This is a genomic window from Kribbella sp. NPDC050124, from assembly GCF_044460355.1.
Lineage (GTDB): Bacteria > Actinomycetota > Actinomycetes > Propionibacteriales > Kribbellaceae > Kribbella.
On the sequence record NZ_JBITJU010000040.1, the window covers coordinates 1 to 22,383 of the forward strand.

Annotated in this window: 21 protein-coding genes and 3 pseudogenes; 12 read left to right on the forward strand and 12 right to left on the reverse strand. The window is 66.9% G+C overall.

Annotated features, from left to right (window positions below; genetic code table 11):
* Positions 1–731 precede the first annotated feature (731 nt).
* Both ACIBL3_RS44515 and ACIBL3_RS44520 read right to left on the reverse strand, forming a co-directional pair.
* Positions 732–1,319 (reverse strand): annotated as a pseudogene (locus tag ACIBL3_RS44515) (S8 family serine peptidase); the annotation flags it as partial.
* A 45-nt stretch (positions 1,320–1,364) separates the two neighbouring features.
* Positions 1,365–1,608, reverse strand: a pseudogene (locus ACIBL3_RS44520) (IS30 family transposase); the annotation flags it as partial.
* Positions 1,609–1,647: 39 nt separating this feature from the next.
* On the opposite strand from ACIBL3_RS44520, the gene ACIBL3_RS44525 reads away from it, so the two are divergent.
* Positions 1,648–1,917, forward strand: coding sequence for a hypothetical protein (locus tag ACIBL3_RS44525; RefSeq protein ID WP_396360134.1), 270 nt, complete (start codon positions 1,648–1,650; stop codon positions 1,915–1,917).
* Positions 1,914–2,231 carry an MBL fold metallo-hydrolase gene (locus ACIBL3_RS44530; RefSeq protein ID WP_396360084.1) on the forward strand — a complete coding sequence of 106 codons (318 nt, stop codon included), beginning with the start codon at positions 1,914–1,916 and terminating at the stop codon, positions 2,229–2,231. Before ACIBL3_RS44525 ends, ACIBL3_RS44530 begins: the two co-directional genes overlap by 4 nt.
* 212 nt (positions 2,232–2,443) lie before the next feature.
* Here ACIBL3_RS44530 and ACIBL3_RS44535 read toward each other — a convergent pair whose 3' ends face one another.
* Both ACIBL3_RS44535 and ACIBL3_RS44540 read right to left on the reverse strand, forming a co-directional pair.
* Positions 2,444–3,754 (reverse strand): glycosyltransferase, encoded by a 1,311-nt coding sequence (locus ACIBL3_RS44535; protein ID WP_396360085.1) that lies wholly within the window; start codon positions 3,752–3,754, stop codon positions 2,444–2,446.
* Positions 3,751–5,970, reverse strand: coding sequence for a glycoside hydrolase domain-containing protein (locus ACIBL3_RS44540; RefSeq protein WP_396360086.1), 2,220 nt, complete (start codon positions 5,968–5,970; stop codon positions 3,751–3,753). Before ACIBL3_RS44540 ends, ACIBL3_RS44535 begins: the two co-directional genes overlap by 4 nt.
* Positions 5,971–6,165: 195 nt before the next feature.
* Here ACIBL3_RS44540 and ACIBL3_RS44545 point away from each other — a divergent pair, with 195 nt between their 5' ends.
* The 3 genes from ACIBL3_RS44545 to ACIBL3_RS44555 all read left to right on the forward strand — a co-directional run bounded on the left by ACIBL3_RS44545 (position 6,166) and on the right by ACIBL3_RS44555 (position 7,806).
* Positions 6,166–6,453: a hypothetical protein gene (locus ACIBL3_RS44545; RefSeq protein WP_396360087.1), complete on the forward strand. Its 288-nt coding sequence runs from the start codon at positions 6,166–6,168 to the stop codon at positions 6,451–6,453.
* Positions 6,454–6,630: 177 nt separating this feature from the next.
* Positions 6,631–7,068 carry a hypothetical protein gene (locus ACIBL3_RS44550; RefSeq protein WP_396360088.1) on the forward strand — a complete coding sequence of 146 codons (438 nt, stop codon included), beginning with the start codon at positions 6,631–6,633 and terminating at the stop codon, positions 7,066–7,068.
* A gap of 270 nt (positions 7,069–7,338) precedes the next feature.
* Entirely contained in the window at positions 7,339–7,806 is a 468-nt protein-coding gene (locus ACIBL3_RS44555; protein ID WP_396360089.1) for a hypothetical protein, read from the forward strand.
* A gap of 188 nt (positions 7,807–7,994) precedes the next feature.
* Here ACIBL3_RS44555 and ACIBL3_RS44560 read toward each other — a convergent pair whose 3' ends face one another.
* Together ACIBL3_RS44560 and ACIBL3_RS44565 are read right to left on the reverse strand one after the other, a co-directional pair.
* Positions 7,995–10,304, reverse strand: coding sequence for a PQQ-dependent sugar dehydrogenase (locus tag ACIBL3_RS44560; RefSeq protein WP_396360090.1), 2,310 nt, complete (start codon positions 10,302–10,304; stop codon positions 7,995–7,997).
* 183 nt (positions 10,305–10,487) lie between these two features.
* Positions 10,488–10,595, reverse strand: a complete 108-nt coding sequence (locus ACIBL3_RS44565) for a hypothetical protein (RefSeq protein WP_396360126.1) — start codon at positions 10,593–10,595, stop codon at positions 10,488–10,490.
* Between the two features lie 771 nt (positions 10,596–11,366).
* Here ACIBL3_RS44565 and ACIBL3_RS44570 point away from each other — a divergent pair.
* From ACIBL3_RS44570 to ACIBL3_RS44580, 3 genes and pseudogenes are all read left to right on the forward strand, one after another.
* Positions 11,367–11,531 (forward strand): hypothetical protein, encoded by a 165-nt coding sequence (locus tag ACIBL3_RS44570; protein ID WP_396360091.1) that lies wholly within the window; start codon positions 11,367–11,369, stop codon positions 11,529–11,531.
* A gap of 14 nt (positions 11,532–11,545) precedes the next feature.
* Positions 11,546–11,773, forward strand: a complete 228-nt coding sequence (locus ACIBL3_RS44575) for a hypothetical protein (protein WP_396360092.1) — start codon at positions 11,546–11,548, stop codon at positions 11,771–11,773.
* A gap of 44 nt (positions 11,774–11,817) precedes the next feature.
* Positions 11,818–12,047 (forward strand): annotated as a pseudogene (locus tag ACIBL3_RS44580) (sigma factor-like helix-turn-helix DNA-binding protein).
* A 276-nt stretch (positions 12,048–12,323) separates the two neighbouring features.
* Here the strand turns inward: ACIBL3_RS44580 and ACIBL3_RS44585 are convergent.
* The 3 genes from ACIBL3_RS44585 to ACIBL3_RS44595 all read right to left on the reverse strand — a co-directional run bounded on the left by ACIBL3_RS44585 (position 12,324) and on the right by ACIBL3_RS44595 (position 17,156).
* Entirely contained in the window at positions 12,324–15,749 is a 3,426-nt protein-coding gene (locus ACIBL3_RS44585) for an NAD-glutamate dehydrogenase domain-containing protein (RefSeq protein WP_396360093.1), read from the reverse strand.
* A gap of 356 nt (positions 15,750–16,105) precedes the next feature.
* Positions 16,106–16,462 carry a DoxX family protein gene (locus tag ACIBL3_RS44590; protein ID WP_396360094.1) on the reverse strand — a complete coding sequence of 119 codons (357 nt, stop codon included), beginning with the start codon at positions 16,460–16,462 and terminating at the stop codon, positions 16,106–16,108.
* A gap of 106 nt (positions 16,463–16,568) precedes the next feature.
* A complete protein-coding gene (locus ACIBL3_RS44595) occupies positions 16,569–17,156 on the reverse strand; it encodes a hypothetical protein (RefSeq protein WP_396360095.1) in 588 nt (195 codons plus the stop codon).
* Positions 17,157–18,135: 979 nt separating this feature from the next.
* On the opposite strand from ACIBL3_RS44595, the gene ACIBL3_RS44600 reads away from it, so the two are divergent.
* The 4 genes from ACIBL3_RS44600 (at position 18,136) to ACIBL3_RS44615 (ending at position 21,083) form a co-directional block, all read left to right on the forward strand.
* Positions 18,136–19,418 (forward strand): IS3 family transposase gene (locus tag ACIBL3_RS44600; protein ID WP_396360127.1). Its coding sequence is split into 2 segments (ribosomal slippage): positions 18,136–18,481 and positions 18,481–19,418, totalling 1,284 coding nucleotides; the frame shifts between segments, so codons are not numbered across the junction.
* Positions 19,419–19,729: 311 nt separating this feature from the next.
* Positions 19,730–20,020 carry an NADPH-dependent FMN reductase gene (locus ACIBL3_RS44605; RefSeq protein ID WP_396360128.1) on the forward strand — a complete coding sequence of 97 codons (291 nt, stop codon included), beginning with the start codon at positions 19,730–19,732 and terminating at the stop codon, positions 20,018–20,020.
* A gap of 44 nt (positions 20,021–20,064) precedes the next feature.
* The gene (locus tag ACIBL3_RS44610; RefSeq protein WP_396360096.1) at positions 20,065–20,616 is read left to right on the forward strand and encodes a carboxymuconolactone decarboxylase family protein; all 552 of its coding nucleotides are present in this window, start codon (positions 20,065–20,067) and stop codon (positions 20,614–20,616) included.
* A gap of 197 nt (positions 20,617–20,813) precedes the next feature.
* Positions 20,814–21,083 carry an MOSC domain-containing protein gene (locus tag ACIBL3_RS44615; protein WP_396360129.1) on the forward strand — a complete coding sequence of 90 codons (270 nt, stop codon included), beginning with the start codon at positions 20,814–20,816 and terminating at the stop codon, positions 21,081–21,083.
* A 140-nt stretch (positions 21,084–21,223) separates the two neighbouring features.
* On the opposite strand, the gene ACIBL3_RS44620 is transcribed toward ACIBL3_RS44615, so the two are convergent.
* The 3 genes from ACIBL3_RS44620 to ACIBL3_RS44630 are packed head-to-tail and all read right to left on the reverse strand — an operon-like array spanning position 21,224 to position 22,149.
* On the reverse strand, positions 21,224–21,625 hold the full coding sequence (locus ACIBL3_RS44620; protein ID WP_396360130.1) for a pyridoxamine 5'-phosphate oxidase family protein: 402 nt from the start codon (positions 21,623–21,625) through the stop codon (positions 21,224–21,226).
* Between the two features lie 6 nt (positions 21,626–21,631).
* Complete coding sequence (locus ACIBL3_RS44625; RefSeq protein ID WP_396360097.1) at positions 21,632–21,820, reverse strand: hypothetical protein; 189 nt, start codon at positions 21,818–21,820, stop codon at positions 21,632–21,634.
* On the reverse strand, positions 21,817–22,149 hold the full coding sequence (locus ACIBL3_RS44630; protein ID WP_396360098.1) for a DUF1348 family protein: 333 nt from the start codon (positions 22,147–22,149) through the stop codon (positions 21,817–21,819). The genes ACIBL3_RS44625 and ACIBL3_RS44630 overlap by 4 nt, the downstream gene beginning before the upstream one ends.
* Positions 22,150–22,383 lie beyond the last annotated feature (234 nt).

Below are 22,383 nucleotides of genomic sequence, written 5' to 3' on the forward strand. Positions count from 1 at the left end.
TCGAGAACGGCAAACTCGTCGAACGACCCGACGAATCAGGAGGTGATCAACAAGCTGCGTGACACGCCAATCCACAGGTCTTGACTATTCCTCGCAAGCCGTCACGGATGGACTCAATCCGAAACCGGGTGGATGCGTCGCAGGTAGTTCGCGATCGCGGCACTGTGGATGCTGAAGAGCTTGAGGATCACGTGCGGGCCCGACAGCGTTGGGCCGCGCGTTCTTGCCATCGGCTTCGAGACGAGCGGTTTTGCCTTCTTCGATGCCGTCGTACGTCGGCTTGCCCGGGTATGGTGCTCATTCGGTGAGCCGGAACGCGCGAGACCCAGTCCTCGTGCCAACCGCACTCTACGTGTGCCGGCTCACCGAATGAACATCACGATGAACATCACGCCCGAATTGATCGACCAAGGCGTGCAAGGGTGCACTTGGGCGCCGCGCCTCCTCGCGCCGCCGAAGCTCGGCAACTATCCCGTCCTCACGAGCAACGGACGTTGCGATCCGCTGCGACGACTCATCCCCGGACCACCTGGTGCGGTACCGCGACGCGGACTCGTGACTGTTCCCGCCTGCCGAAGACGGTCCCATCTGAGCAACCGGATCCGCGATCGTCAACCGGCAATCGTTGTCAAGAAATCGAACGTCAAGCTCGGACGCAGATGTCCGTGCAACCATGTAATGGACACGATCGTTCCTGTTCGAACGACAGAATCCGGGCTTGACTCCGCCGGTCAATGCTGTGTGTCGACTGGTGCAGTCTCAGTACCGCGTCGGCCAGGAGTTCGCCTTCCACCCCGCCAGTTGTCTGGTGTGGTGTTGAGGACGTTGGCGAGGTCCGCGTTGATGGTGTCGAGCGTCGTGACGTCTTCACGAATCGCGAGCGCGGACGTGCGTACACTGCTCATGGCGAAGTCGTAGAGACGGCCGAAGGTTCTACTTCCTCCGCGGTCGATTGCGGTGTACTCATCGGCGGTCGGCGCGAGTGTGGGCACGGTGGTGTCGTTCGGCACCGGCGCCGATAGGAGCGCGTCTGAGTTGACCAGACCTCCGCCGAAATGCCCGGACGGCCAGTTCGGTACGGGAGACGCGGTGGATCGGAGAAGTTGCAGGAATGTCGGGGCGATCTTCTCTCTGCCGCCGCAGGCCTGGATGATGACGTCGCGACCGTGCTTGGAGAGCCACAGCGCCGCGATTCCGGCGACGGTGGCGACGGCGTACGACGTACCGGATCCTTGGGCCACGTCATCTTTGGTGTCGTCCTTGTTCGCCTTCGGGCGCCAGACTCTGTCGCCGGGTGCGGTGATGTCGACCGTATGGCCCCTCGACGAACGGCGGTTTCAAGGGGTCACTGCAACACAAGTGAATTAGCTGGCTGTGGCCAGGAGTTTAGCGAGGCGCTCGGCTGGGGTTTCCCAGTCGAGCGTTTTGCGTGGCCGGCCGTTGAGGCGGGCGGCGATGGCGGCGAGGTGGTCGGCGGTGGGTGGACAGGTCGGTGCCTTTGGGGAAGTACTGGCGCAGCAGGCCGTTGGTGTTCTCGTTGGAGCCGCGTTGCCAGGGTGAGTGCGGGTCGCAGAAGTAGACCGGCAGGTTGGCCGTGACAGAGAACTGGTGGTTCCTCGCCGCCGGTGCCGCGGTTGCCGCCGACCCATGCTCGGAAGCGCGCCAGCGTCGGCCGCCGAGTTGCCCGATTACGCGCCGATCCCGCCGTCCGCGCTCGGCCCGGCGGTCAACGCGCAGGGCTACTTCGTCGGCCGGATCAAGAGGAACCTGTCCTGGGTCACCGACAGCACGTACCAAGCGGCGTTCCTGACCACCAAGGACGGAGTGGTGCTGTTCGACGCGCCACCCACGATCGGGGAGACCTGCAGCGCGCAATCGACCAGATCGCGGCCGAGAAAGGTGTGCCCAACAAGGTGACGGACATCGTGTACTCGCATCACCACGCGGACCACGTCGGTGCCTCGTCGCTGTTCGGCAAGCGCGTGACCCGGCTCGGTCATGCCGAGAACAGGCGGTTGCTTGCCCGCGACAACGATCCCACCCGGCCGGTGCCCGATGTGACCTTCGATAGCCGCCGTATCCTGCGGGTCGGGGGCGAGCGGATCGAGCTGGCGTATCACGGGACGAACCACACACCCGACAACATCTACATCCACTTCCCGGACAACGACACGCTGATGCTGGTCGACATCAACCTGCCCGGTTGGTCCCGTTCGACTTCTTCAACGTGAACGAGGACGTGCCCGACTCGATCGCAGCCCCGGCCCGACGCCGTTCTTTGTCAAGTACGGAAACAACGCCTGGGCAGCGGTGCAGGAGTACCAAGCAGCCCAGGTGAAGTACGCATCCGATCCGGTGATCAATGCGACGAGGGCGCCGGTGAGAACACCTCACTCCACGAAAGATCGATCCCGAGGGCGGCCGCGCGACCAGCAGATCGAGCTCAGGCGACGGGGAGGGCGGGAGGGTCGGCGAGCGCGAAGAGGCGGTCGAACACCGCAACCCGGTCGAACTGCAACGCGTACGCCCGCGCGCGCTGCTCGGCCACCGCCCGCTGCTCGTAGGTCCAGTCGCACACGACCTCGTCAAGCACGGTCCGCAGCGTGCCCGGCTCCCGCTGCGGCACCTGCAGGGCCGTATCACCGACCGCCTCGGGTACGCCGCCGGTCGCGCAGGTGATGATCGGCCCGCCGCCGGCGAGAGCCTTCTCGACCAGCGCGATCCCGAACGTCTCCACGAACTCCGGCTCCTCGCGGGTCGGCAGCACGAACGCCGCGCTCCCGGCCATCAGCGCCGGCTTCTCCGCGTCGTCCACGTCGGTCAGCACCCGCACCCGTTCGCCCAGGCCGGCTGCCGCCACCCGCGCCACCACCTCACCTTCCTGCGGCCCGCGCCCGGCCAGGACCAGTTGCACCCGCTCGGCTGACCGCGATCCGGCGTAGGCGTCGATCAGGTCATCGATCCCCTTCGCCGAGGCGATCCGGGACAGGAACAGCACGTACCCGTCCCGCGAAAGGCCGCGCCGGGCAAGAGTTTCGGCGATCCTGTCATCGGTGAGCGACAGGTAGGACCTGGAGTCGACCGCCGGGTAGGAGATGGCGATCCGCTCACGGCACCGCTGCGCGAACGTCGTACCGTGCATGCGGTCGAGGGTCGCCGCCGAGGCCACGATCAGCTCCTTGGTGTACTCCGACACCGCCACGCAGTGGTCGGCCTCCAGGTAGACCGACAGGATGTGCGCGGCCGCTCCGAACCGGCCGGTGTCCACGCAGTCGCGCACCACGTTGGTGACGTCGGAGCCCACAGCGTCAGCCACCGTGATGACCCGTGCGGGGCCGATCCGGCGCGCCACCCGGACGGCCTCCTGTACGGCGATCGCGTGCGGGCTCAGGTACAGCGACATCGCCACCGTCGGTACCCCGTCGCCGAACAGCTCGACCAGCCGCCCGATGAGCCCGGACAGGTAGCGCCCGTCCGGAACCCGGTAGTCGCCAACGGGATCGGGCCGCTCGACGGTGATGCCAGGGCTGTACGGCAGCACACGATCGAGTGGTTTCAACGGCAGCCCGGCCGCCTCCAGCGCATCCAGCGGCCAGGTCACGATCCGCACGTCGTCGAACCCGCGGGTGAGCGCCACCTCCGCCAGGCACCGTGCCTCACCGGAGTGCCCGCAGATCACCGGGTCGGCGCGGACGACGATGACCAGACGGCGGTTGGGTGTGGATCGGACGAAAGTGTTGTCGGCGATGGTCATGCCTCACCTCCAGTGGTGTGCAGTGGATCGGATGTGGATGGTGGCCTGATCCGGCTGCCCCAGCTGGAGGGCCGAGGGCCGAGCTCGATGTGCAGGTTGCGGATGTGCCGTAGTTCCAGGCCGGAGATCCAGGGGCGTTCGAGTGTCTTGCCGTTCAGCGCGACGGATTGGACGTAGGAGACCGGTCCGCCTGCCTCGACCGGCTCGAATCCTGTGGTGGTGATCGACAGCTCGCTCTCCGGCAGCCGGATGGTGCACTCCGCCACGGCCGGCGCGCTCACCAGGAACAGGTTCTGACCGGCCACCGGGAACAGCGCGAGCGTCGCCCACACGTACCACGCGGACAGCCCGCCGGAGTCATCGTTGCCTGGCAGCCCGCCCCGGCCGGTGCCGAACTGGTTGGCGATCGCGGCATGCACCACCTCGGCGGTTCGGTCCGGCCGTCCGGCGTAGTGGTAGGACCACGGCGCCTCGTAGTCCGGTTCGTTGTTCAATCCCTCGAACCGGCACAGGCCGTACCCGGCGTTCATCTCGGCCACGCTCGGCGCCACCCCCGGCTGGGTGACCGGTGCGGCGTCGTACCCGAAGAACCGGTCGAGCAGCCGCACGAACGCCTCATCGCCGCCGGCGAGCGCGATCCGGGCACGCATGTCGTGCAGCAGCCGGAAAGAGTAGTTCCACCGGCCGCCCTCATAGAACGTCGAGTCGCGCAGCAGGCCGGTGCCCGGGTCGTACGCCGCCTGCCAGCCTTGGGCGAGGTCGCGCATCTGCTGGGCCAGCGGTCGGTCGCGCACCTTGTGGGCGATCGCGGCGGTGCAGTGGTAGGCGTACGCCAGGTCGAGGGTGTGGCTGATCGGGTGCGCCACACCGTGCACCAGGTAGTCCTCCCCGTACGTCCGGCGCAGGTCCATCTCCAGGTGCACCATGGCCCAGTCCCAGTCGATACCAGGCAGATCCAGTTGGCACAGGTCGGCCAGGAAGGTGTGGGCGAGCGCGCTGCCCTGCCGGGAGAACCGGTCCGCGCCCTTGGCCATCCGGTATCCGATGGGCAGGTTGCCCTCCTGCTCGCAGATCGACAGCAGTGCGCCGGCCAGCGCGACCGAACGCTGCGGGAACAGCGTGGTCATCAGCGGCAGCTGGGTGCGGTAGATGTCCCACATGGTGCAGATGTCGAACGCGTAAGGGCCCTCGGTCGTCCACGACGGGCTCTCGTCCGGGGCGAAGCACGGCTTGACCAGCGAGTGGTAGAGCGCGGTGCTGAAAACCGTTGCCTGGTCATCGGACGCGGCCTCGATCTCGACCTTGCCGAGGTGGTCGCGCCAGCTGGCTGCCGTGCGGTCGCGCCGCCCGGCGAAGGTGGCCTGGGTGCGGCCGACGTCCGTGTGCAGGTTGCCGCGGGCTGTCTCACACCCGCGCAGGGAGAACCCCAGCCGCACCTCGACGGTCTGCTCGGCGCGCGAGGGGCCCATGAAGATCAGCCCGAATGGCCGCAATGTGGTCGGTCGGATGTAGTCGAAGTCGAGGCGAGTGCCGCCGGGCATCAGGCGTCGGTCATACCACAGCAGCTGCCGCCAACCGGGTGCGTCGACCTCCAGGTGCACAGCCAGCGGCACCCCCTCGACGTGGATCTCCCCCTGAGCCACCCCCGGCTCCGGCATCGCCAGGTGCGCCTTCAGCGGCACGGTCTGGCTGCGCGGGATGGCCAGGCCGCCGGTCGAGGCGTCGATGACGATCCGGGCGGCGTCATTTGCCGGGAAGGTGTACCGGTGGACGGCCGACTTGGGGCCGACTGTCAGCTCGCAGCGCACCCCCGAGCTGAGCGTCGCCGCGTAGTAGCCGGGCTCGGCCACCTCCTCCAGCAGGTCCCACGTGGTGCCCAGGTCATCGAGCGGGCCGAGCATCGGCGTGACCCGGAAGTAGTTGTAGTACTTGCGGATCGCGCCGGTGCCGGACTGCTGGAAGTGGGTGAAACCGGAGGCGACCGGGCGGTCGTACAACCGGCCGGGCACGCCCTCGGTGTTGAAGTCGTACAGCCCGTAACCGGTCGGGTAGGCCCCGGAGTACGGGCAGGCCGACACCATCCCGAAGGGGTGGATCGCGCCCGGGTGAGTGTTGCCGACCTGCGGCTTGGGCCACCACCATGTCCCTGCCAGGCCCTTGGGCGTGGGCAGGTCGGTGGCACCGGTCCCGATGAACGGGTCGACGTGCTCGTACATCGGCTCACCGCCTCGCGCGGCTGACGTGGACTCTCAAGGTAAGAAGCGCATGTTTCAGCCGCGTGACCGACGGATACGCGCAGGTTACGCCCGGGGTCCGCGCTCGCACTTGCCGACCGCAATTTGGTGTCGCTCTACCGACCGAGAACATTTCAGCTCAGGCTGAACAGTGTCGTCTCTGGCCTCCAGCAAATAGTGCCGCTGCCGACGAACGAAATTGCCCAGATCAGATGGGCTCTGCGCGCCCTGGATATGGGCAAGGACGGCGAGGACTATCTCGACGTCGTGAAGACAGCTTTGAAGGATGGAATCTCTTACGTCCACGGGCAAGCCGAGCGAAATCTGATCGAGGACGATTTGCAGGTCAGCAGGCTGAACGCGTTGCTCGTCTACGTGGTCGTCGGATTGGCCCTGCTGATGGCTGCGGTGCCGTTCGTGTCGCGTTCCAGCAGACCGCGGCGGTCGAGGTCTTCTGGCCGGTAGCGGAGCTGGGGCTCGGGGACTCGATCGATCTGATCGCCGGGGCGATCGGCCTGTCCATCGTGGGTGCAGTTGGGGGGATCCTCAGCGGGATGCTGACGGTGCGCGACTCGCGGGCAACGCTCCTCGAGTACCGCACCCAGCACGAAGAAGTTGGCGCTCAAGCCGACTGTTGGCGCCGTGGCCGCGCTGACGGTCTACCTTTTCCTGAGCGCGCAGGTCATCAGTGGGATGGAGGTCACGGGGGCCGGCACGTACATCGTCGCCGGGTTCGTGGCCGGCTTCTCCGAGATACCTACTCAGGCTCGTCAACGCACAAATCGATTCCGGGCCGGGGTCCTCCACCAGTCCGCCACGCTCACCAAGCGCGGTAAGCCCGACGACAGAGGAGCGCACCGACCCGTCACCAGCCTGAGCTGCGGAGTACCGACGCCTGACGGCGTCGCCTCACTGTCCTTCGGTGAGGCGTTCGTGGTGGTGGATGACCGCCGCTCGAGCCAACAGGTTGACGCGCTGCGTCGATACGCCGATCACGGCGGCGACCTGGCCGGTGGCGATCAGAGGCCTGGGCGTCACGACCGGTTCGCCGATCACCTCGCTGTACGGCGGGCGCTGTGAGGGTGACCGTGCGCCCGGCAAGGTTACGCCTCGGGGTGGTTGCCGCAGAACTAGATGCTGCTGCGATGGATCCAGCCGTGGCTCGCGAGCCACTGGGCAGCGGTGCCGGGCAGCTCGTTCGGCTCGTCGGCCGTGAGTACTCCGCCGAGCATCACCGTTGCGCTGCACATGCCGCACATCACGATGTGGGCCTGGTGCGGTAGGCAGCGTTCGCAATGCCAGCCCCCAGATCCGGGCCCTCATCAACCGTCTGACCCACAAGGAGAGCGCATGAACCGCCCGTCCGGCCGGACCGAGGAATGCAATCGTCCTCAGGCCGCCGTACGGCTCACGCACGCCCGGGCCTTCCTGGAAGTCGCCGATCTCGTCGGCGACGTCGACGACGAACTGGCCAACGAGAACATGTCGGCCGCACTGGCCGTACTCGCTGGGATCGCCGCCGCAGACGCGGCATGCTGGATCACCCTCGGCCAGCGATCCCGCGGCCAGGACCATCGCCAGGCGATCAACCTGGTCACCCAGGTTGGCAGCGATGGTCAGCGACTCGGCCCCGAGCGCTCAAAAGACTGCTCGACATCAGGGACGGCGCGCACTACGGCGCGGTCTACGTCGGAGCGAAGGAAGCCAAGGAAGCACTTCGGAGTGCCCACATACTGCTCGATGAGGCCGAACGGCTGTTCCAGAGCGGGATCGGATGAACACCCGATACAAGGGCTGCCGCCGCGGGTAGCTGATTGAGGCGGCATCTGCGGGCAGTCTCGGCGCCGGGCCTGCGCGACAGCTGTACCCGGTACGGCCGGCCGACGGATCACTCACTCGGCATCACCTCCTCCACCTTGGTGACAATGCCACAACCCGAGCTCGAATCCTGACCGATTCCGGCGACCAACTCCTTGTGTGCGCCGCGACAGCCCAATCGGGTGGAATCAGCGTTTGCGGTAGGTGGCGGTGTAGGTGGTGTTGACGGCGGGGGCGGTGATGGTGTGGCTTTGCGGGCCGCCGTCGGACCACGAGGTGAACAAATAGGTGGACTTGTTGAAGGGTTGTGGGGACGGGGCGCTGACGGAGTTGGCGGAGCCGACGACGACCGTGACGGAGAACGGGGTCGAGCGGGGCGCCTCGTTGACGACCAGGTTGGTGAGGTTCAGGCCGCCAGGCGTGGTCTTGAACGTGAGTACGACGGTTCGCGGGTTCAACCGGAGACTGGTTGTCGACGTCAGTCCGGTGGAGTCCCTCGCGGTCAACGTCAGTTCGATCCAGCACGGGTATGCATGGTCGGGCGCGGTGAACGACCCACCGGCGACGCCGTTGAACGTCTGCAAGGCATGCGCGTGGCAGTCGGTCGGGGTGATGCAGTGATTCATGTTCACGGCCCAGCTCAACGAAGACGCCGGAAGCGTTCCGTCCTGTACGTCGGTTGCGTGGCCGGTGAACGGGATCGGGTCGCCGACCTTCCAGGTCAGTGACGCCGCGGGCGAATCGATCACAACGGTCGGCGCGGTATTGCCAGCCGTGACAGTCACCGACGTGGTGTCACTCGCGCCCTGGTCATCCGTCACCCGAAGCGCTGGATGATAGACGCCCGAGGACGAGTAGGTGTACGACGTCGTCGTACCGGTCGCGTCACCAAAGGTCCCGTCGCCGTTGAGATCCCACGAGTGCGTGAGCGGACGGCCTTCCGGGTCGGATGAGCTGGTGCCGTCGAAGTTGACCGTCAGTGGGACCGCGCCACTGGCCGGGTTTGCGGTGAAGGCAGCATTCGGCGCCTGGTTGGCGGCGGTGAAGGTGATCCGGTGGACCGAACCGTTCTCCATGTCGACGTAGAACAGGTCGCCACCGGGGCCGATCTTCAGGTCGACCGGATGCCCGGCCGCGCCGCCGGCCGCGTCGACACCCACGAACGACTGCAGTCTTGCCGGATCCGGTAATCCGTTCGTACCAGGCAGCATCGCCCAGATCTCGTTGCGCGAGTGGTCGGCGAAGAAGAGTGCGCCGTTGTACTGCGCCGGATACGACCCGCTTTGGTAGAACGCGATGCCCGTGATCGACGAACCACCGGTGCGGCAGCCGGTGTAGTTCACCACGCAGGCGTTGTGGTTGTAGGCGTAGTACGGCGCAACGACCGAGCCAGGTGTCGAGTAGAGCGATTGGCATGAGGTGAGGCCGGCACCCTGGTAGCCGCTCTGAGCGCCTGAGCCTTCGTAGCACGGCCAGCCGAAGTTGGTGGCCGTGGTCGGTGACACCACCCGGTTGATCTCTTCCCAGGCGCCCCAGCCGACATCGCCGACCCACAGTTCGTCAGTGCCCGGGCGTTGAGTCATCCGGAACGGATTGCGTACTCCGTAGGACACGATGCGCCGTGCGTTCGGATCGGTCGACGAGAAGAACGGGTTTCCGGGGACGCCGGCACCGGTCGCCGGGTCGAGGCGCAAGATCGCACCGTCGAGCGTCGCCGGCCCGGTGGGACGCCGTACGCTCTGACTCCGCAGCGCTCCACCTTGCGCTCCGGGCGGGCTCAGCGCAGTACCGACCGCACCTGGCGGATCGCCACACGGGTTGGCCTGATCGCCGGCGTACGTCGCGCCGTACTGCCCGTAGTCGACGTTGTTGAAGCTGGCACCGTCGCCGGCGCTGGCGTACAGGTAGCCGTCGCGTCCGAACAGGAGCGTGCCGACGGAGTGGCTCGGGTACTGCTGGCACCAGTCGTTGATGAGGACCTGTTCGCTGCCCGTCATGACGTTTCCGCTGATCTGGAGTCGCGACAGGCGCGCCGACACCAGGCATCCGTCGGTGGTCGGGCCGGGTGGCGTCGGACAGGCGTCGTTCCAGGTCGGCGCCGTACCGCCGATTGGCGCTTCGTACGCGTAAAGCACGTAAACAAAGGGGTTTGCCGGGAAGTTGGGCGGGATCGCGAAGCCGAGGAGGCCGCGGTCCCAGTAGTCGTTAACCTGTGTCCTGAGGTCGGCCACCGTCACCGGGTTCGTGTCCGTCAGGCTCTGGAAGACCTTGATCACGCCGTTCTTCTGGCCGACGAAGATCCGCCCGTCGGGTGCGAACTGCAGCACCGTCGGGTTGGTCAACCCGCTCAGTACGACGCTGTCGCGGAATCCGGTCGGCAACGTCGAAGCCCCTGCCGGACCGGGCCCGACCTGCGTGAGCAACGCGGCGCCCAGCAACATCGCCGCAACCGCGCTGACCAGCCCGCGCCTACGCGTCGCAAATCCCAGACGCACCATGGATGCCCCCACCCCTTGTTACCCCCGGGCTCGCGGACCCCACCGCACGCCCTGTGCTTCGCATTCTGCGCGCTCAACACCTGCTGGGTAAGAGCTCCGGGCAACCGTATTCGCTGCGTGCTCACACGCTGGCGGTGAGCTAACGGGTCGTGTCAAGAATCCGTCTGTACGACGCGGATCGCCCTAAGCGGTCATGAGGTCCAGAGCGACGGACGCGCCGTCGTGGACGACGTCGATCGTGCCGGTGACGTCGTCGCGGCGGTTCACCGTGAACGTCGTACCGATGGTGATGCCGAGCTGGTCGAGCTGCCGGAGAGCTCGGGGGCGCTGTCGGAGACGCGGGCGACTCGGACGCGGACGCCTTCATCGACGGTGTCGAGTCGCATCGCCGCGGCGGACGTCGCGATGGAGCGACTGCGGCGAGCGCTTGATGCCGGTTGGGATCCGGTGGAACTGCGTGAGCAGTACAACGCGGCAGCGGCCGAGAAGCGATCGGCTGAGAAGGCGCTGGCGGCAACACAGAACGACCAAGGGACGAGTCGGGACGAACTCGAGTCGCACATCGATCGGCTGGGAGGCATGGCCCAGGCCCTGGATCGGGCAGACCGGGAAGAGCTCACTGAGTTGTACGCGGCTCTGCGGCTGTCGCTCAGGTATGACCACATCGAGAAGACTGTCGATGTGGAGGTCGACCCTATGGCCGACCGTGTGGCTAAGTTGCGTGTCCGAGGCGGGACACGCACCTTAACCACATGCATAGGGCTCAACGCCTGAGTCCACGCTTCAACTCGACGATTCGCTGCATGTGCTCGGTCGGGCCGCGGCCGACGTGGAGTCGGCGGCTGCCGCTGGCGCGTCCGCGCATGTTCTTGATCGGTAAGAACGGCGAGGGCGGCGATGACTGTGCCAAGGAACGGAGCGAAGTAGTTCGGCCCGGCGTGGCCGATTGCCGGCAACGGCAACGCCAGTACGGAGACGAGCAACTGCGGAAGTTGATACGACACGGTGACCACAGCCAGTCCCGCCCCGGCATCCGCAGTGGACGGGAGCAGTTCGGTCATCATGGCCATGTCGACGCCCGAACGCGCCCTGGCCGTCCCGGCGACGGTGATCCCGGCGACGAACGTCGGCAGGTCGCGGGCGAACAGCCTGCTCGCGAGCCATTTGCTCGACCGCTGCCACCGGCACACCGGCTATCGGCATGAGACTCAGCGCTCGCTGTCCTAAGTGTCTCCGGGCACGTGTCGGCGGGACGGAATGAACCACGCAGTGCGAACGGCCAACGATGGTGGATCGAGGACCTTGAACTGGCCGAGAACAACCTGTCGATCACCCGCGCGCTCGCTGCGGAGTTCCTCGGCCGCGAAGGCCGGCCGACCGCCGTGATCTGCCACCACGACGTCCTCATCAGCGGCTACCGCAAGCGCCTGAACGAGCCGCGGATGGTTGCCGAGGACTGGTACCGGTAAGCCATCGCAGTGGGCGCGCCGTCGGGGCTTCCGCCGAGGTTGTCGTGATCGACTCGATCCCCGGGGAGCGGCTCCGGGAGGCGTTGTCATCGCTGCCCGAGCACTACCGACGGGTGGTCCTGCTCTTCGACGTCGAGGGTTTACCTACAAGGAGATCGCCGGAATCGTCGGGGCTCCTCTCGGAACCGTGATGTCGCGGCTGCACCGTGGCCGAAAGGTGTTGAGGAACTGGATGGTCCTGGGCGGGAATGCGGCGACGAGGGGAGTTCTGTGATCGCACACATCGCGAGGCGTGGCACACCGCGGTGCCAGCCAGGGATGACCGTCATTGGCGGCTGCTGCCGCTCTCGAGACACCTTCCAGGAGGCGGGAGAAGGGAAGCAAGAGAAGGGAGCAGGACATAGCGAAGGTGGCATGCAACGACGCCGGTGCAGGCCGATCCGGCACGCACCTTAAGTACACGCATCGAGATCGGTGTATGAGCTGTGGCGCACGGAGGTCTGGGGCTGCGATGTGCCGGTGTGCGAAGGGTCAGATGCCAGCGGTGGCATCAGGTGAGGCGGGCGCCGACTCCGGGGTCTGCGCCCTGGAGACTGCGCAAACCCTCGAGGGCTACGGCGAGCATGGGGACGTCGACCTCGGCTGCTGCGCGGAGGTGCTGCAGGGTGTGCTCGAAAAGCGCAAGCCTGCGCCGGCGGGGATGGAGCCAGGAGGCAATTGCTTCATGAGGTGACGAGGCGGTGCCGACTTCGTGGAGGATGGCGAGTGCGAGACGCTGCTGTTCGGCGACCAGGTCGTCGCCGTACGCCACCCTGGCCAGGATCGACCAGTGGTCGTCGGTGGGTCGCTCGGTGGCCTGGTCACGCAGCCAGTCGACTTGGAGCTGTTCTCCTACCAGCGCGAAGATGCCGGTCAGGAACGTCAGGTCGGCGCCGCTGCCTTCCGCGGCTTCGACCACGCCCAGGGTCAGAGTGAGTGGCTTGAGAAGGCAGACCACTCGGGCGAGTTCCTGCGGCGCACCCCCATTGGTCACCAGGTCGGTGATGCGGGCATCGAGTCGCTGCCGAGCGTGCGGCGGCATCAGCTCGTCGAGGCAGCCGCTCAGCTTGTCGATACCGGGTCGCAGCCGGGCCACTTCGATCGCCGGGTCCACGGCGTGCCCGTGCCGCATGAACCAGCGGGCCGCGCTTTCGACGATATGCCTGGTCTCGCCCAGGAGGCGGGTCTGCAGCTGGGTGTGCCGGGCGACGTCGAGGCGGTCGATCTCCGTCCAGACAGCCGGAAGAGCGAACACGTCACGTGCGGCGACGTACGCCACGACGAGGTCCTCCCGGTCCCGGCCGGTGAGCTCCTGCACCCGTAGCAGCGCCCCGGAGCCCATCCGGTTGAACACCTCGTTGGCGAGCACGCTGCAGGCGATCTCGCGGTGCAGCGGATGGCGGGGGAGGAGATCGTTGAACTCGGCGCGCAACGCCGGCGGCAGGTATCGCGCGAGGGCGGCGGAGCCGATGTACGCGTCGTCCGGTACGCCCGACTCGAGGAGGAAATGAGTAGCCACGTCCTTGCTGACTGCGAGTAGCACCGCGATCTCAGGGCGGGTCAGCCCGAGGCCGCCGGCCTGCCGCTGCGCGACTGCCTCTTCATCCGGCAGTGACTCGAGCGCGCGCTCCAGGACGCCCAGGTCCTCGGCGTGCCGGATCATTTCCACTTGCTTGTCCAGCCACGCTGCGCCCAGCGCGTGGCTGACGCTGATCGCCCGGGCTTGCGCGGCGTTGTTCGCCAGTACCTGCTCGACGATTTGTGGAGCAACGTGCCGGAGCAGTTCGTCGCGCCGGGACCGGGACAGCCGCCGGCCTTTGACCGCCGCGTCGAGCAAGATCTTGAGGTTGACCTCGCGGTCGGAGATGTCCACCCCGGCCGAGTTGTCGATGAAGTCGGTGTTGATCAGGCCACCGGCAAGGGCGTACTCCACCCGGCCGCGCTGCGTGACCCCGAGGTTCCCACCCTCGACCACTACGCGCGCCCGCAGCTCGCAGGCGTCCACGCGGACAGCGTCGTTGGCGCGATCGCCGACGTCGGCGTGTGACTCTGTCGAAGCTTTGACGTAAGTGCCGATGCCACCGTTGAACAACAGGTCGGCCCCGGTCCGCAGTACCGCCTGGATGAGTTCGTCGGCCGGAAGCAGGTCCGCTTCCACGTCGAGGAGGGTGCACACTTGCGGCGACAGCGGCACCGCCTTCGCCGTCCGGGAGAACACACCGCCACCCGCGGAGATCAGGTCGGGCCGGTAGTCGGCCCACGACGAACCGGGTAGCCGGAACAGTCTCTGCCGTTCGGCGTACGACGCAGCAGGATCGGGATCGGGGTCGAGGAAAACGTGCCGGTGGTCGAAGGCCGCGATCAGCCGGATCCGGTCAGACAGCAGCATGCCGTTACCGAACACATCCCCGGCCATGTCGCCGATGCCCACGACCGTGATCTCGTCCCGAGCCGGATCCAGCCCCAACTCGCCCAGGTGACGGCGTACTGACTCCCACGCGCCTCGCGCCGTCACGCCGAGCGCTTTGTGGTCATACCCGGTGGCGCCTCCGGAGGCGAACGCGTCGCCCAGCCAGAAGCCGTATTCCTCGGCGATTCCGTTTGCGAGATCGGACATCGTCGCGGTGCCTTTGTCGGCGGCGACCACCAGGTAGGTGTCGGCATCGTCGCGGCAGCGAACCTGCGGTGGCCGGGCTACCGTCCCCTCGACGCGGTTGTCGGTGACGTCGAGTAGCCCACGGACGAAGGTCTCGTACGCCGCCCGCACCTCCTGCCGTATCGTCTCGGCATCTGTGGCGGCAGGCGGCCGCTTCACGACGAACGCGCCCTTCGCGCCGTGCGGAACGATCACCGCGTTCTTCACCCGCTGCGCCTTCATCAGGCCGAGCACCTCGGTGCGGTAGTCCTCCGTCCGGTCAGACCAGCGCAGGCCACCTCGCGCCACCTTGGCCGTGCGCAGGTGCAGCCCCTCCATTCGCGTGGAGTAGACGAAGGTCTCCGTCATCGGCTGCGGGACGGGCAGGAAAGGCAAACCAGTCGAGTCCAGCTTGAGCACGATGTAAGGCTTGGGAGCGCCGTCTGTGTCGTACTGGTAATAGTTGGTGCGGACCACAGCACAGACCAGCTCGAGGAATGCGCGTAACAACCGGTCCTCCGAGATGTTCTCCACCGGCGCGAGCGCCGCCTCCACCTCGGCCAACGCCTCTTCTTCGCGGGTGCGGCCGGTGTATACCGGATCCAGCCGCGCGTGGAAGAGCGCCACCAGCAGCCGGGTCACCCGCTTGTGCGTCAAGAGCGTCCGCTCGACATACGCCTGACTGAAGGTGAGGCCTGCCTGCCGAAGGTATGCGAAGCAAGCCCGTAACACGGCCACCTCACGCCATGACAGGCCTGCCCGCAGTACCAGCTGGTTGAACCCATCGTTCTCCGCGTGTCCCGACCACACCGCCCCGAAGGCGTCAGCCACTTCGTCGCCGATGGCAGGGTCGGCTGTCAGCACCCCAACATCACGCGGCAGCAACGCGAACTCCTCCGCGCGGACCGATGCCCGGCCGGCCGGACGCACCTCGTATGCCTCATGCCCGGCGATCCGCAACGCCAAGTTCTCCAGTACCGGGAACACGTCCGCCAAGAGCGCCGGCGCCGGGCTGGGCCACAACAGCAGAAACCGGGTGCCGTCATCCAGATCCAGGTCGAGCTGCCCGTCCGCCGGGCGGTCAGGCACCACCAGCCGCAGCAGCGGTCCGGTGCCGCCGGCGTACTCCTCCAGCGCCGTCACCCAGGCGCTGGCGACTGCCGGCGGGTGTGTGGCATGGAACCCGGCAGGAAACGCTTGGGCGTATCGGCCCAGTGTCATCACGGCGCGCGCCTCTCCAAGGCGCCTGGTCAGTGCCTCCTGGAGCCCGCCCTGCCACCTCCGGAGTGAACCGGTGGCCATACGCTCATCGTAGGCCCGGACAACCGACACTCCCACCGTGCGGACTCCACGCCTTAGAGAGCAGCTGATGAAGGCCCGCGGCCCACTTGGCCCGCAGTTGAGCGTTCGGTAGCCGGTCGGCGAGCAGTTGCCAGTTGACGGTCGGGATCATCATGTCGGTCACCGTTCGCGACGAGTGTCGGTTGAATGATCCCGGCCAGCCGGTCGAGCGGGCTCGGGTCCGGCATGGCCCATTCGACGATGGCGTCGACTGGACGCGGGTGACCTCTGGCCGTTCTGCTTGTCAGCGTTCGCGGTTCGGCTGAAGACATCGCTGGACGTACTCCATGCCGAGTGCCCGGCTGGTGTCGGTGCCGTCAGAGCCCTCGGCGGGTTCGCTGAGGCGCCAGTGCAGTGTCCTTGAAGAATTGGATCTGTTCGGTCTGCTTTGCCTGCGCATCTGACTCTCGCCAGAAGGCGTGCATCAGCAGCGCGGTCGGGACCAGGAACACGACCAGCAGGAGCGCGCCGAGATCCGCCCAAATCCCGAGCAGAACCGAGACCGCTCCGAGGACGAGGAGTACGCCGCCCAGAAGCACGGCGAGTCTCGGGGCGGGCACGCCTTTGCTTTTCGCGTAGCCTGTCATCGCGTCTGTCTGACCGAAGTGGGCCAGCGCGGAAACGGCGAACAGCGCGGCGAAGAGAATCCGGCCGATGAGTACGACGACATCCATGACAACCTTCAGCAAGTGACTGGCATCTGCGCCGGCAGCGGTCGCGCTCGGTCGCGAGGTGTCACCCTCCATGATCGCCTGTCACGCGCGCGTTCAACCACAGCGACTACGGCCGGGTTCCCGAGCGATGTCGCCATTCGGACTCGACCGTGACGGCATCGAGTGACGCCTTCACGGCAACCTCCCACCTGGCAGCGACCAGGTCGCCCCAGCGTTGGCCCAGTCTCCACAGGTCGGTGCCGAGTTCGCCGGTGTACCTGAGGCGGGTGTCGCCGCCATCACCTTCCAGGTCGAACGACTCAACGACGTACGGGACCGGGCCGCGGACCAATCGGAAGTCGACCCGCTCGGGTCGGGTGAACCGCACGGTCTCCACGGTGGTGGCCCGAAGCCGGCCGCGGATCGAGGTGTAGTGGGCGGCCAGCAGCATGTCCGTGCCGCGATCCAGCACACGCACCTTCTCCTGCATCGCCCTGGTCGTGCGTTCGGCGTACGGCGCCGTGACCACGTCGAAGACCACCTCACGCGGAGCGGCGATCCGCACATCGATAGGGCCGAGTGGCCGGGTCCGCCGGCCGATCCCGAGATCAAGTGAGATCGCTCCGGTGACCAGACCGAGATAGGTGCCGGCGCCCGTCACCAGCCCACCAGCCGCGAGGGCGCAGATGGCTGCCATCCGTTGTCGCGGGGTCATCGTCGTCCTCCGGTTGGATCGGTGATCGCGGGTTGACCGCGAACAATCAGACCGTAGCCGAGCGTTCTACCGCCGTACCGGCAGCAATCGCTGGCCGGCCGGGCATCCGCTAGGGATCCGGGCGCTGATCGAGATCAACTCGTCGGGAAGCTGCACCGGATATCGCGGCCATGGTCCCAGCCGGCAGCCACCTGCCTGGGACTGCGAGCTTCCGGTCCGGCCGCGCGAACTGACATCGGCGCCTAAGCAACCTGCGCGGCGTCCGTCGAACGCAAATCAACCGGTTCCTACGACACCGGCAGCCGGTCCTGGGCTCTGGCGGCGCAGTCTGCGGCGACGGGCGACCGCTCTCGCTGGCGGCGACGGGCTGGCGGTGCGCGCCTTTGGCAGCACGGTGCGGTGCCTGGTCCCTGGTGGCACTCGTTGCCGTCGGCAGCGGTTTGGTCAGCCGGCACATACGAGTGACACGGTGACGCTCGTGCTCGACCTGTAGTCGCGATCTGCCGAGGATAGCGGCGCCCACCCGTACGCCGGCGGGAGATGTGCGATCGGCTGGACCTGGCCCAGGCCAAGCTGCGCCTCGCCGCGTCGTAACTGGTTCCTTCCCACGGCGCTGCGAAGCTGAACAGCCGCGACCGCACGGGCGCGAGCTGTTGGTGTCTCGCGTTGTTCGCATTCGGTACGCCGCCCGGATCGGTGGGACCGCCGGAATGGCTCCCAACGGCCTTGGTGGGCCGAGCGGGCGGGTCAAGTGGCCTGAGCGGGATACCTGCCGCGCGGGGGCTGCTGACCATAGAGTGCGTCGACATCGTGCGTACCGCGACAATGCCTCACCCCGCGCATCGGCGGATTCTTGCCATGGGCAACTTTGACTTGTCGGACGTTGTCACTGTGCACTGAGAGGAGGGCGGGGCCCTGACCCTGGTTCTTGGACACGCTGAATCCAGCCGTGTGCTGGGGAAGCGAGATGATCAGGTCCATGGCCCGCAAGAACTACTCCGAACAGTTTCGTCGGCAGGCCGTTGACTTGTACCAGTCCACTCCGGGAGCGACGCTGCGTGGGATCGCGGCCGATCTCGGGGTCGAGCGGGCGACCCTGGAACGTTGGGTCGACCTGTACGGGACGGGCAAGAAGACGACCGCCGACGGCGCCACCGTCAGCAGCCCGTCCAGGCCCGGCCGGCGTGAGACGCCGGCGGGTGCTGATCCGGAGTCGCCGGAGGCGAGGATCGCCCGGCTCGAGGCCGAGAATGCGCAGTTGCGGGCGGAGCAGGCCAGGCTCACGACCGAGCGGGAGATCCTGCGTCAGGCGGCCAAGTATTTCGCCGGGGAGACGAACTGGTGAACCGTTTCCAGTTCGTCGCTGACCACTCCACCACCTCTGGCGCCGGGTCACGGCCTGGCTGGAGCGTGAAGCGGTTGTGCGAGCTCGTCGAGATCGAGCGTTCGTCGTACTATGCGTGGCTGAAGGCTGCCCCGGCTCGCGCCGAGCGGGCCGCGGCCGACGCCCAGCTCGCGATGAGGATCCGGGCCGTCCACGACGAGGACACGACCCAGGGTGCTCCGCGGATCACCGCCGAGCTCAACGACGGCGCAGACGCCGGTGAGCGGGTGAACCACAAGCGGGTCGCCCGGGTGATGCGCAAGCACGGCATCGCCGGCTACCGGCGCCGCCGCAAGGTCCGCACCACGATCCCCGAGCCCGCCGACCAGAAGGTGCCCGACCTGCTGAAGCGCGACTTCACCGCCGCAACCCCGAACCAGCGTTACGTCGGCGACATCACCTACCTACCACTTGCAGACGGCAACAACCTCTACCTGGCCACGGTCATCGACTGCTACTCCCGCCAACTGGCCGGCTGGGCTGTCGCCGGCCACATGCGCACCGAACTGGTCGAAGACGCCCTCAAAGCCGCCGAACTCACCCGAGGCAGCCTGGCCGGAGCCGTGTTCCACAGCGACCACGGATCGGTCTACACGTCGAAGGACTACGCCAACCTCTGCAACGCCCTCGGCGTGACCCAGTCCATGGGCGCTGTCGGCACCAGCGACGACAACAGCCTCGCCGAATCGTTCAACGCGACCCTCAAAAGAGAGGTCCTCCAAGGCAAGAACTCCTGGCCCGACGAGGCCACCTGCCGCCGCGACGTGTTCCGGTGGGTCACCCGCTACAACACGCGCAGGCGACACTCCTGGTGCCGCTACCACTCCTCGAACACCTACGAAACCCTCTACCCCGCTACGCTCCCGTCGGCGGCGTAATCCACCACCGTGTCCATGAACCAGGGGTAAGGCCCGATGGTGCCGTAGATCCTGGATCCCAACGTGTGCAGATCTGACGGGCGGCTCAGGTATATCTCCACCGCGGCCGCATGCGATGTTATCGCTCAGGTCCCGACATGGAGGCCAGCAAGTGTTCGGGCTCCAGTCGAAGCTGTCAGACGTTCCACCGGATCTGCCACCTTCGTGTGACGACGCCTTCTGGACCACCTCATAGCGTCGTGGCATCCGAAGAGGAGTGTGGAAGTGAGTAGCTGGCGGAACATCAGAATCAACGACTCGATGCCGGACAGCTGAGGAACGCGTTGGACTGGGTATCTCGCCCGCGTGGTAACGCCGTGCTTGAAGGCAAGCCGGTGGGGACGGCGAGTGCCAGCCCGAGCCCGCATGGCGCGGCCTGGGCGCAGCACAGCCTCCACCGGGTGCTGACAGTCATCGGGGCAGACGTGGTCCGCGAAGAGCTGGCTGTGTCGCACGCCTTCCGGCAGTTCGATCACGTGAGCCGGCTGGCTGACGGAGAGCTCCGCGCCCGACTGGGCGAGCTGGTGGAGCGCTCGTACGCAACGCCGACCCCGGGTGCGTAGGTCTACAACCAGCAGAAATGACAAAATGAGGAGAGGACGAACCCATGCGAAGACTACCCATGATCGAACCCGACGAGGCGAGCGTCGACGCCAAAACGCTACTCGACCGCGTGAACCAGACGCTCGGTTTGGTGCCAAACATGACGAAGGTGATGGCGAACAGCCCCGCGCTGCTCGACGGTTACCTCGTCCTGTCCGGTGCTCTCGCCAAAGGAACACTCAAGGCGGGTGTCCGTGAGCAGATCGCCATTACGGTCGCCGAGGCGAACGGATGTGAGTACTGTCTGTCGGCGCACACCTACATCGGCGCCAATGTCGCGAAGGTTGACGAGGCCGAGCTCGAGAAGGCGCGCGACGCCGACAGCAGCGATCCGCACACCCGCGCGATCCTGCAGCTCGCGGACGCCGTCGTCCGCGGCCGTGGCGAGGTCAGTGACGTGCTCATCCAGGAGGTGCGCGGCGCCGGCGTCACCGATCAGCAGATCGCCGAGACTGTCGGCCACGTCGCGGTCAACGTGCTCACCAACTTGTTCAACAAGCTCGCCCGAGTCGACAACGACTGGCCGGGCGTGACTCCGCGCAGCGTTGCCGCGTAACTCCGACTCCACCCTGGGCGGCGGCCCACACCGACAAGCCGCCGTCCGGGGTGGCTCCACGGTCGAAATCCGGGATGGAAAGAACACGATGACGACTTCGTCGACCGGCGGACTCCAGGTCGCTGAACTCTGGTTGTACCCCGTCAAGTCGATGCAGGGGCTGCCGTCGGCGCTGATGCACAGCTACCGACTCCGAAATCGCTCGCCTCGGCGTCGACGGCCGCCGCCTACGTCCAAACATCGTGATAGCCGGCGCTGAACCGCGGGACGAGCGTCAGTGGCCGGGCCGCGCCCTGCGGATCGGAGACGCGCTGATCGGCGTCCACTCACAGCGCCCTCGATGCATCGTCACAACCATCGACCCGGACACCGGCGAGCAAGACCTCGATGTCTTGCGCCGCATCCGCCGCGACTGTCGCGCAGTTTGCAGGTCGGACGGGGCGGCAACAATGTGCTCGGGAGAGTAGGGGCAGTCGGTCGCGGGCCTGGTCCAGCCATGCGGCCAGGTCCGCCTCGGTCTGCAGCCCTCCGTCTTGGAGCTGGCCGCGTACGGCGAACGTGGCGTTCGCCAGCTCGACGGGCATCGGTTCGCGCAGCAGAGGAGCGCTCATGACTGGCCCGCGCGCAGCCGCGCGTTCTCGCGTTCGAGCTCGGCGATGCGTTCCTCGAGGTGGCCAAGGGCGTGGTCTACTGCGTCGCGGGGGAACAGTTGCGGGATGTGCTGAGCGCAGTTCCAGTTGAACCCTTCGACGTCGATCAGCACGGTGTGGTCCACCTTGGCGGGGTATTCCTCGACCGCCAGTCCATGATCGCCTTCCACGACCTGTGCTCGGCCGAGGATCTTCAACCTCATCTGGCGAGCGTAGTCCATGAGGAAGAGCGAGACTCGGTTGTCGTGGTCGAGGTTGCCACGGGTGATGTATTGCCGGTTGCCGCGAAGGTCGGCGAACCCGAGCGTATGGTCGTCTAGCACGCGCACGAAGCCGCGCGGGCCGCCGCGGTGCTGGATGTACGGCTAGCCCGTCTCGCTGCCCGTGGCCAGGTAGAAGCTGTCGCGCTCAGCGATGAACTCCTGTTCGTCGCGGCCGAGCCGATCGGGTTCGGCCGGACCGTCCAGCACGCGGCGGTAGGCGCGGTCGCTCCCATGCGCCCGCTGGTGGTCCTGGACGCGTTCGGTGAAAGCAAGTTGCGCGAAACGGTTCATGTGCGTCGTCCAAAGAGGGTGCGGTCGAACTCGTCGGTCTCGACGTCGTTGCTCGCCTCGCGGCCTGCCACAAACCCGTCGGCGAATTCCCACGGTTCGTTGCCGTGGCTGCGCCACCGCTGGCTGTCCGCGTCGCGCCATTCGTACTGGAAGCGCACGGCGATCTGCTCGTGGCCGGTCAGGAACTCGTTGCGGTTGTGCCATACCGAGTCCGGCGCGTAGGCGAGGGCCACTCTGTCGGGGTCGCGGCTGTTCCAGGCATCCTCGGCCAGTTGGACGTTCCGGGTCGTGGTTTCGGCGGTTAACGGGGGAAGTGGTAGACGGGACATGCGTGCTCCTTCGGTGGCGGCGGTACTGGCTCGCGCCCGGGTGTAAACGCGAGGCAGTGCCGGAGCCTCGTCAGTGCTTGTGGGTGTGGCGCACGACGGGCCAGTCGATATCGGTTTCAGCGGTCTTGTAGAAGTAGTTCGTAAACCTCGAAGCATGGCCTTGTGATCCTCGGACCGGTTCGTCTGACACTCCCAGGGCAGCCGTCGCCTCAACAGGCGGCGGCCGCGCGGTAC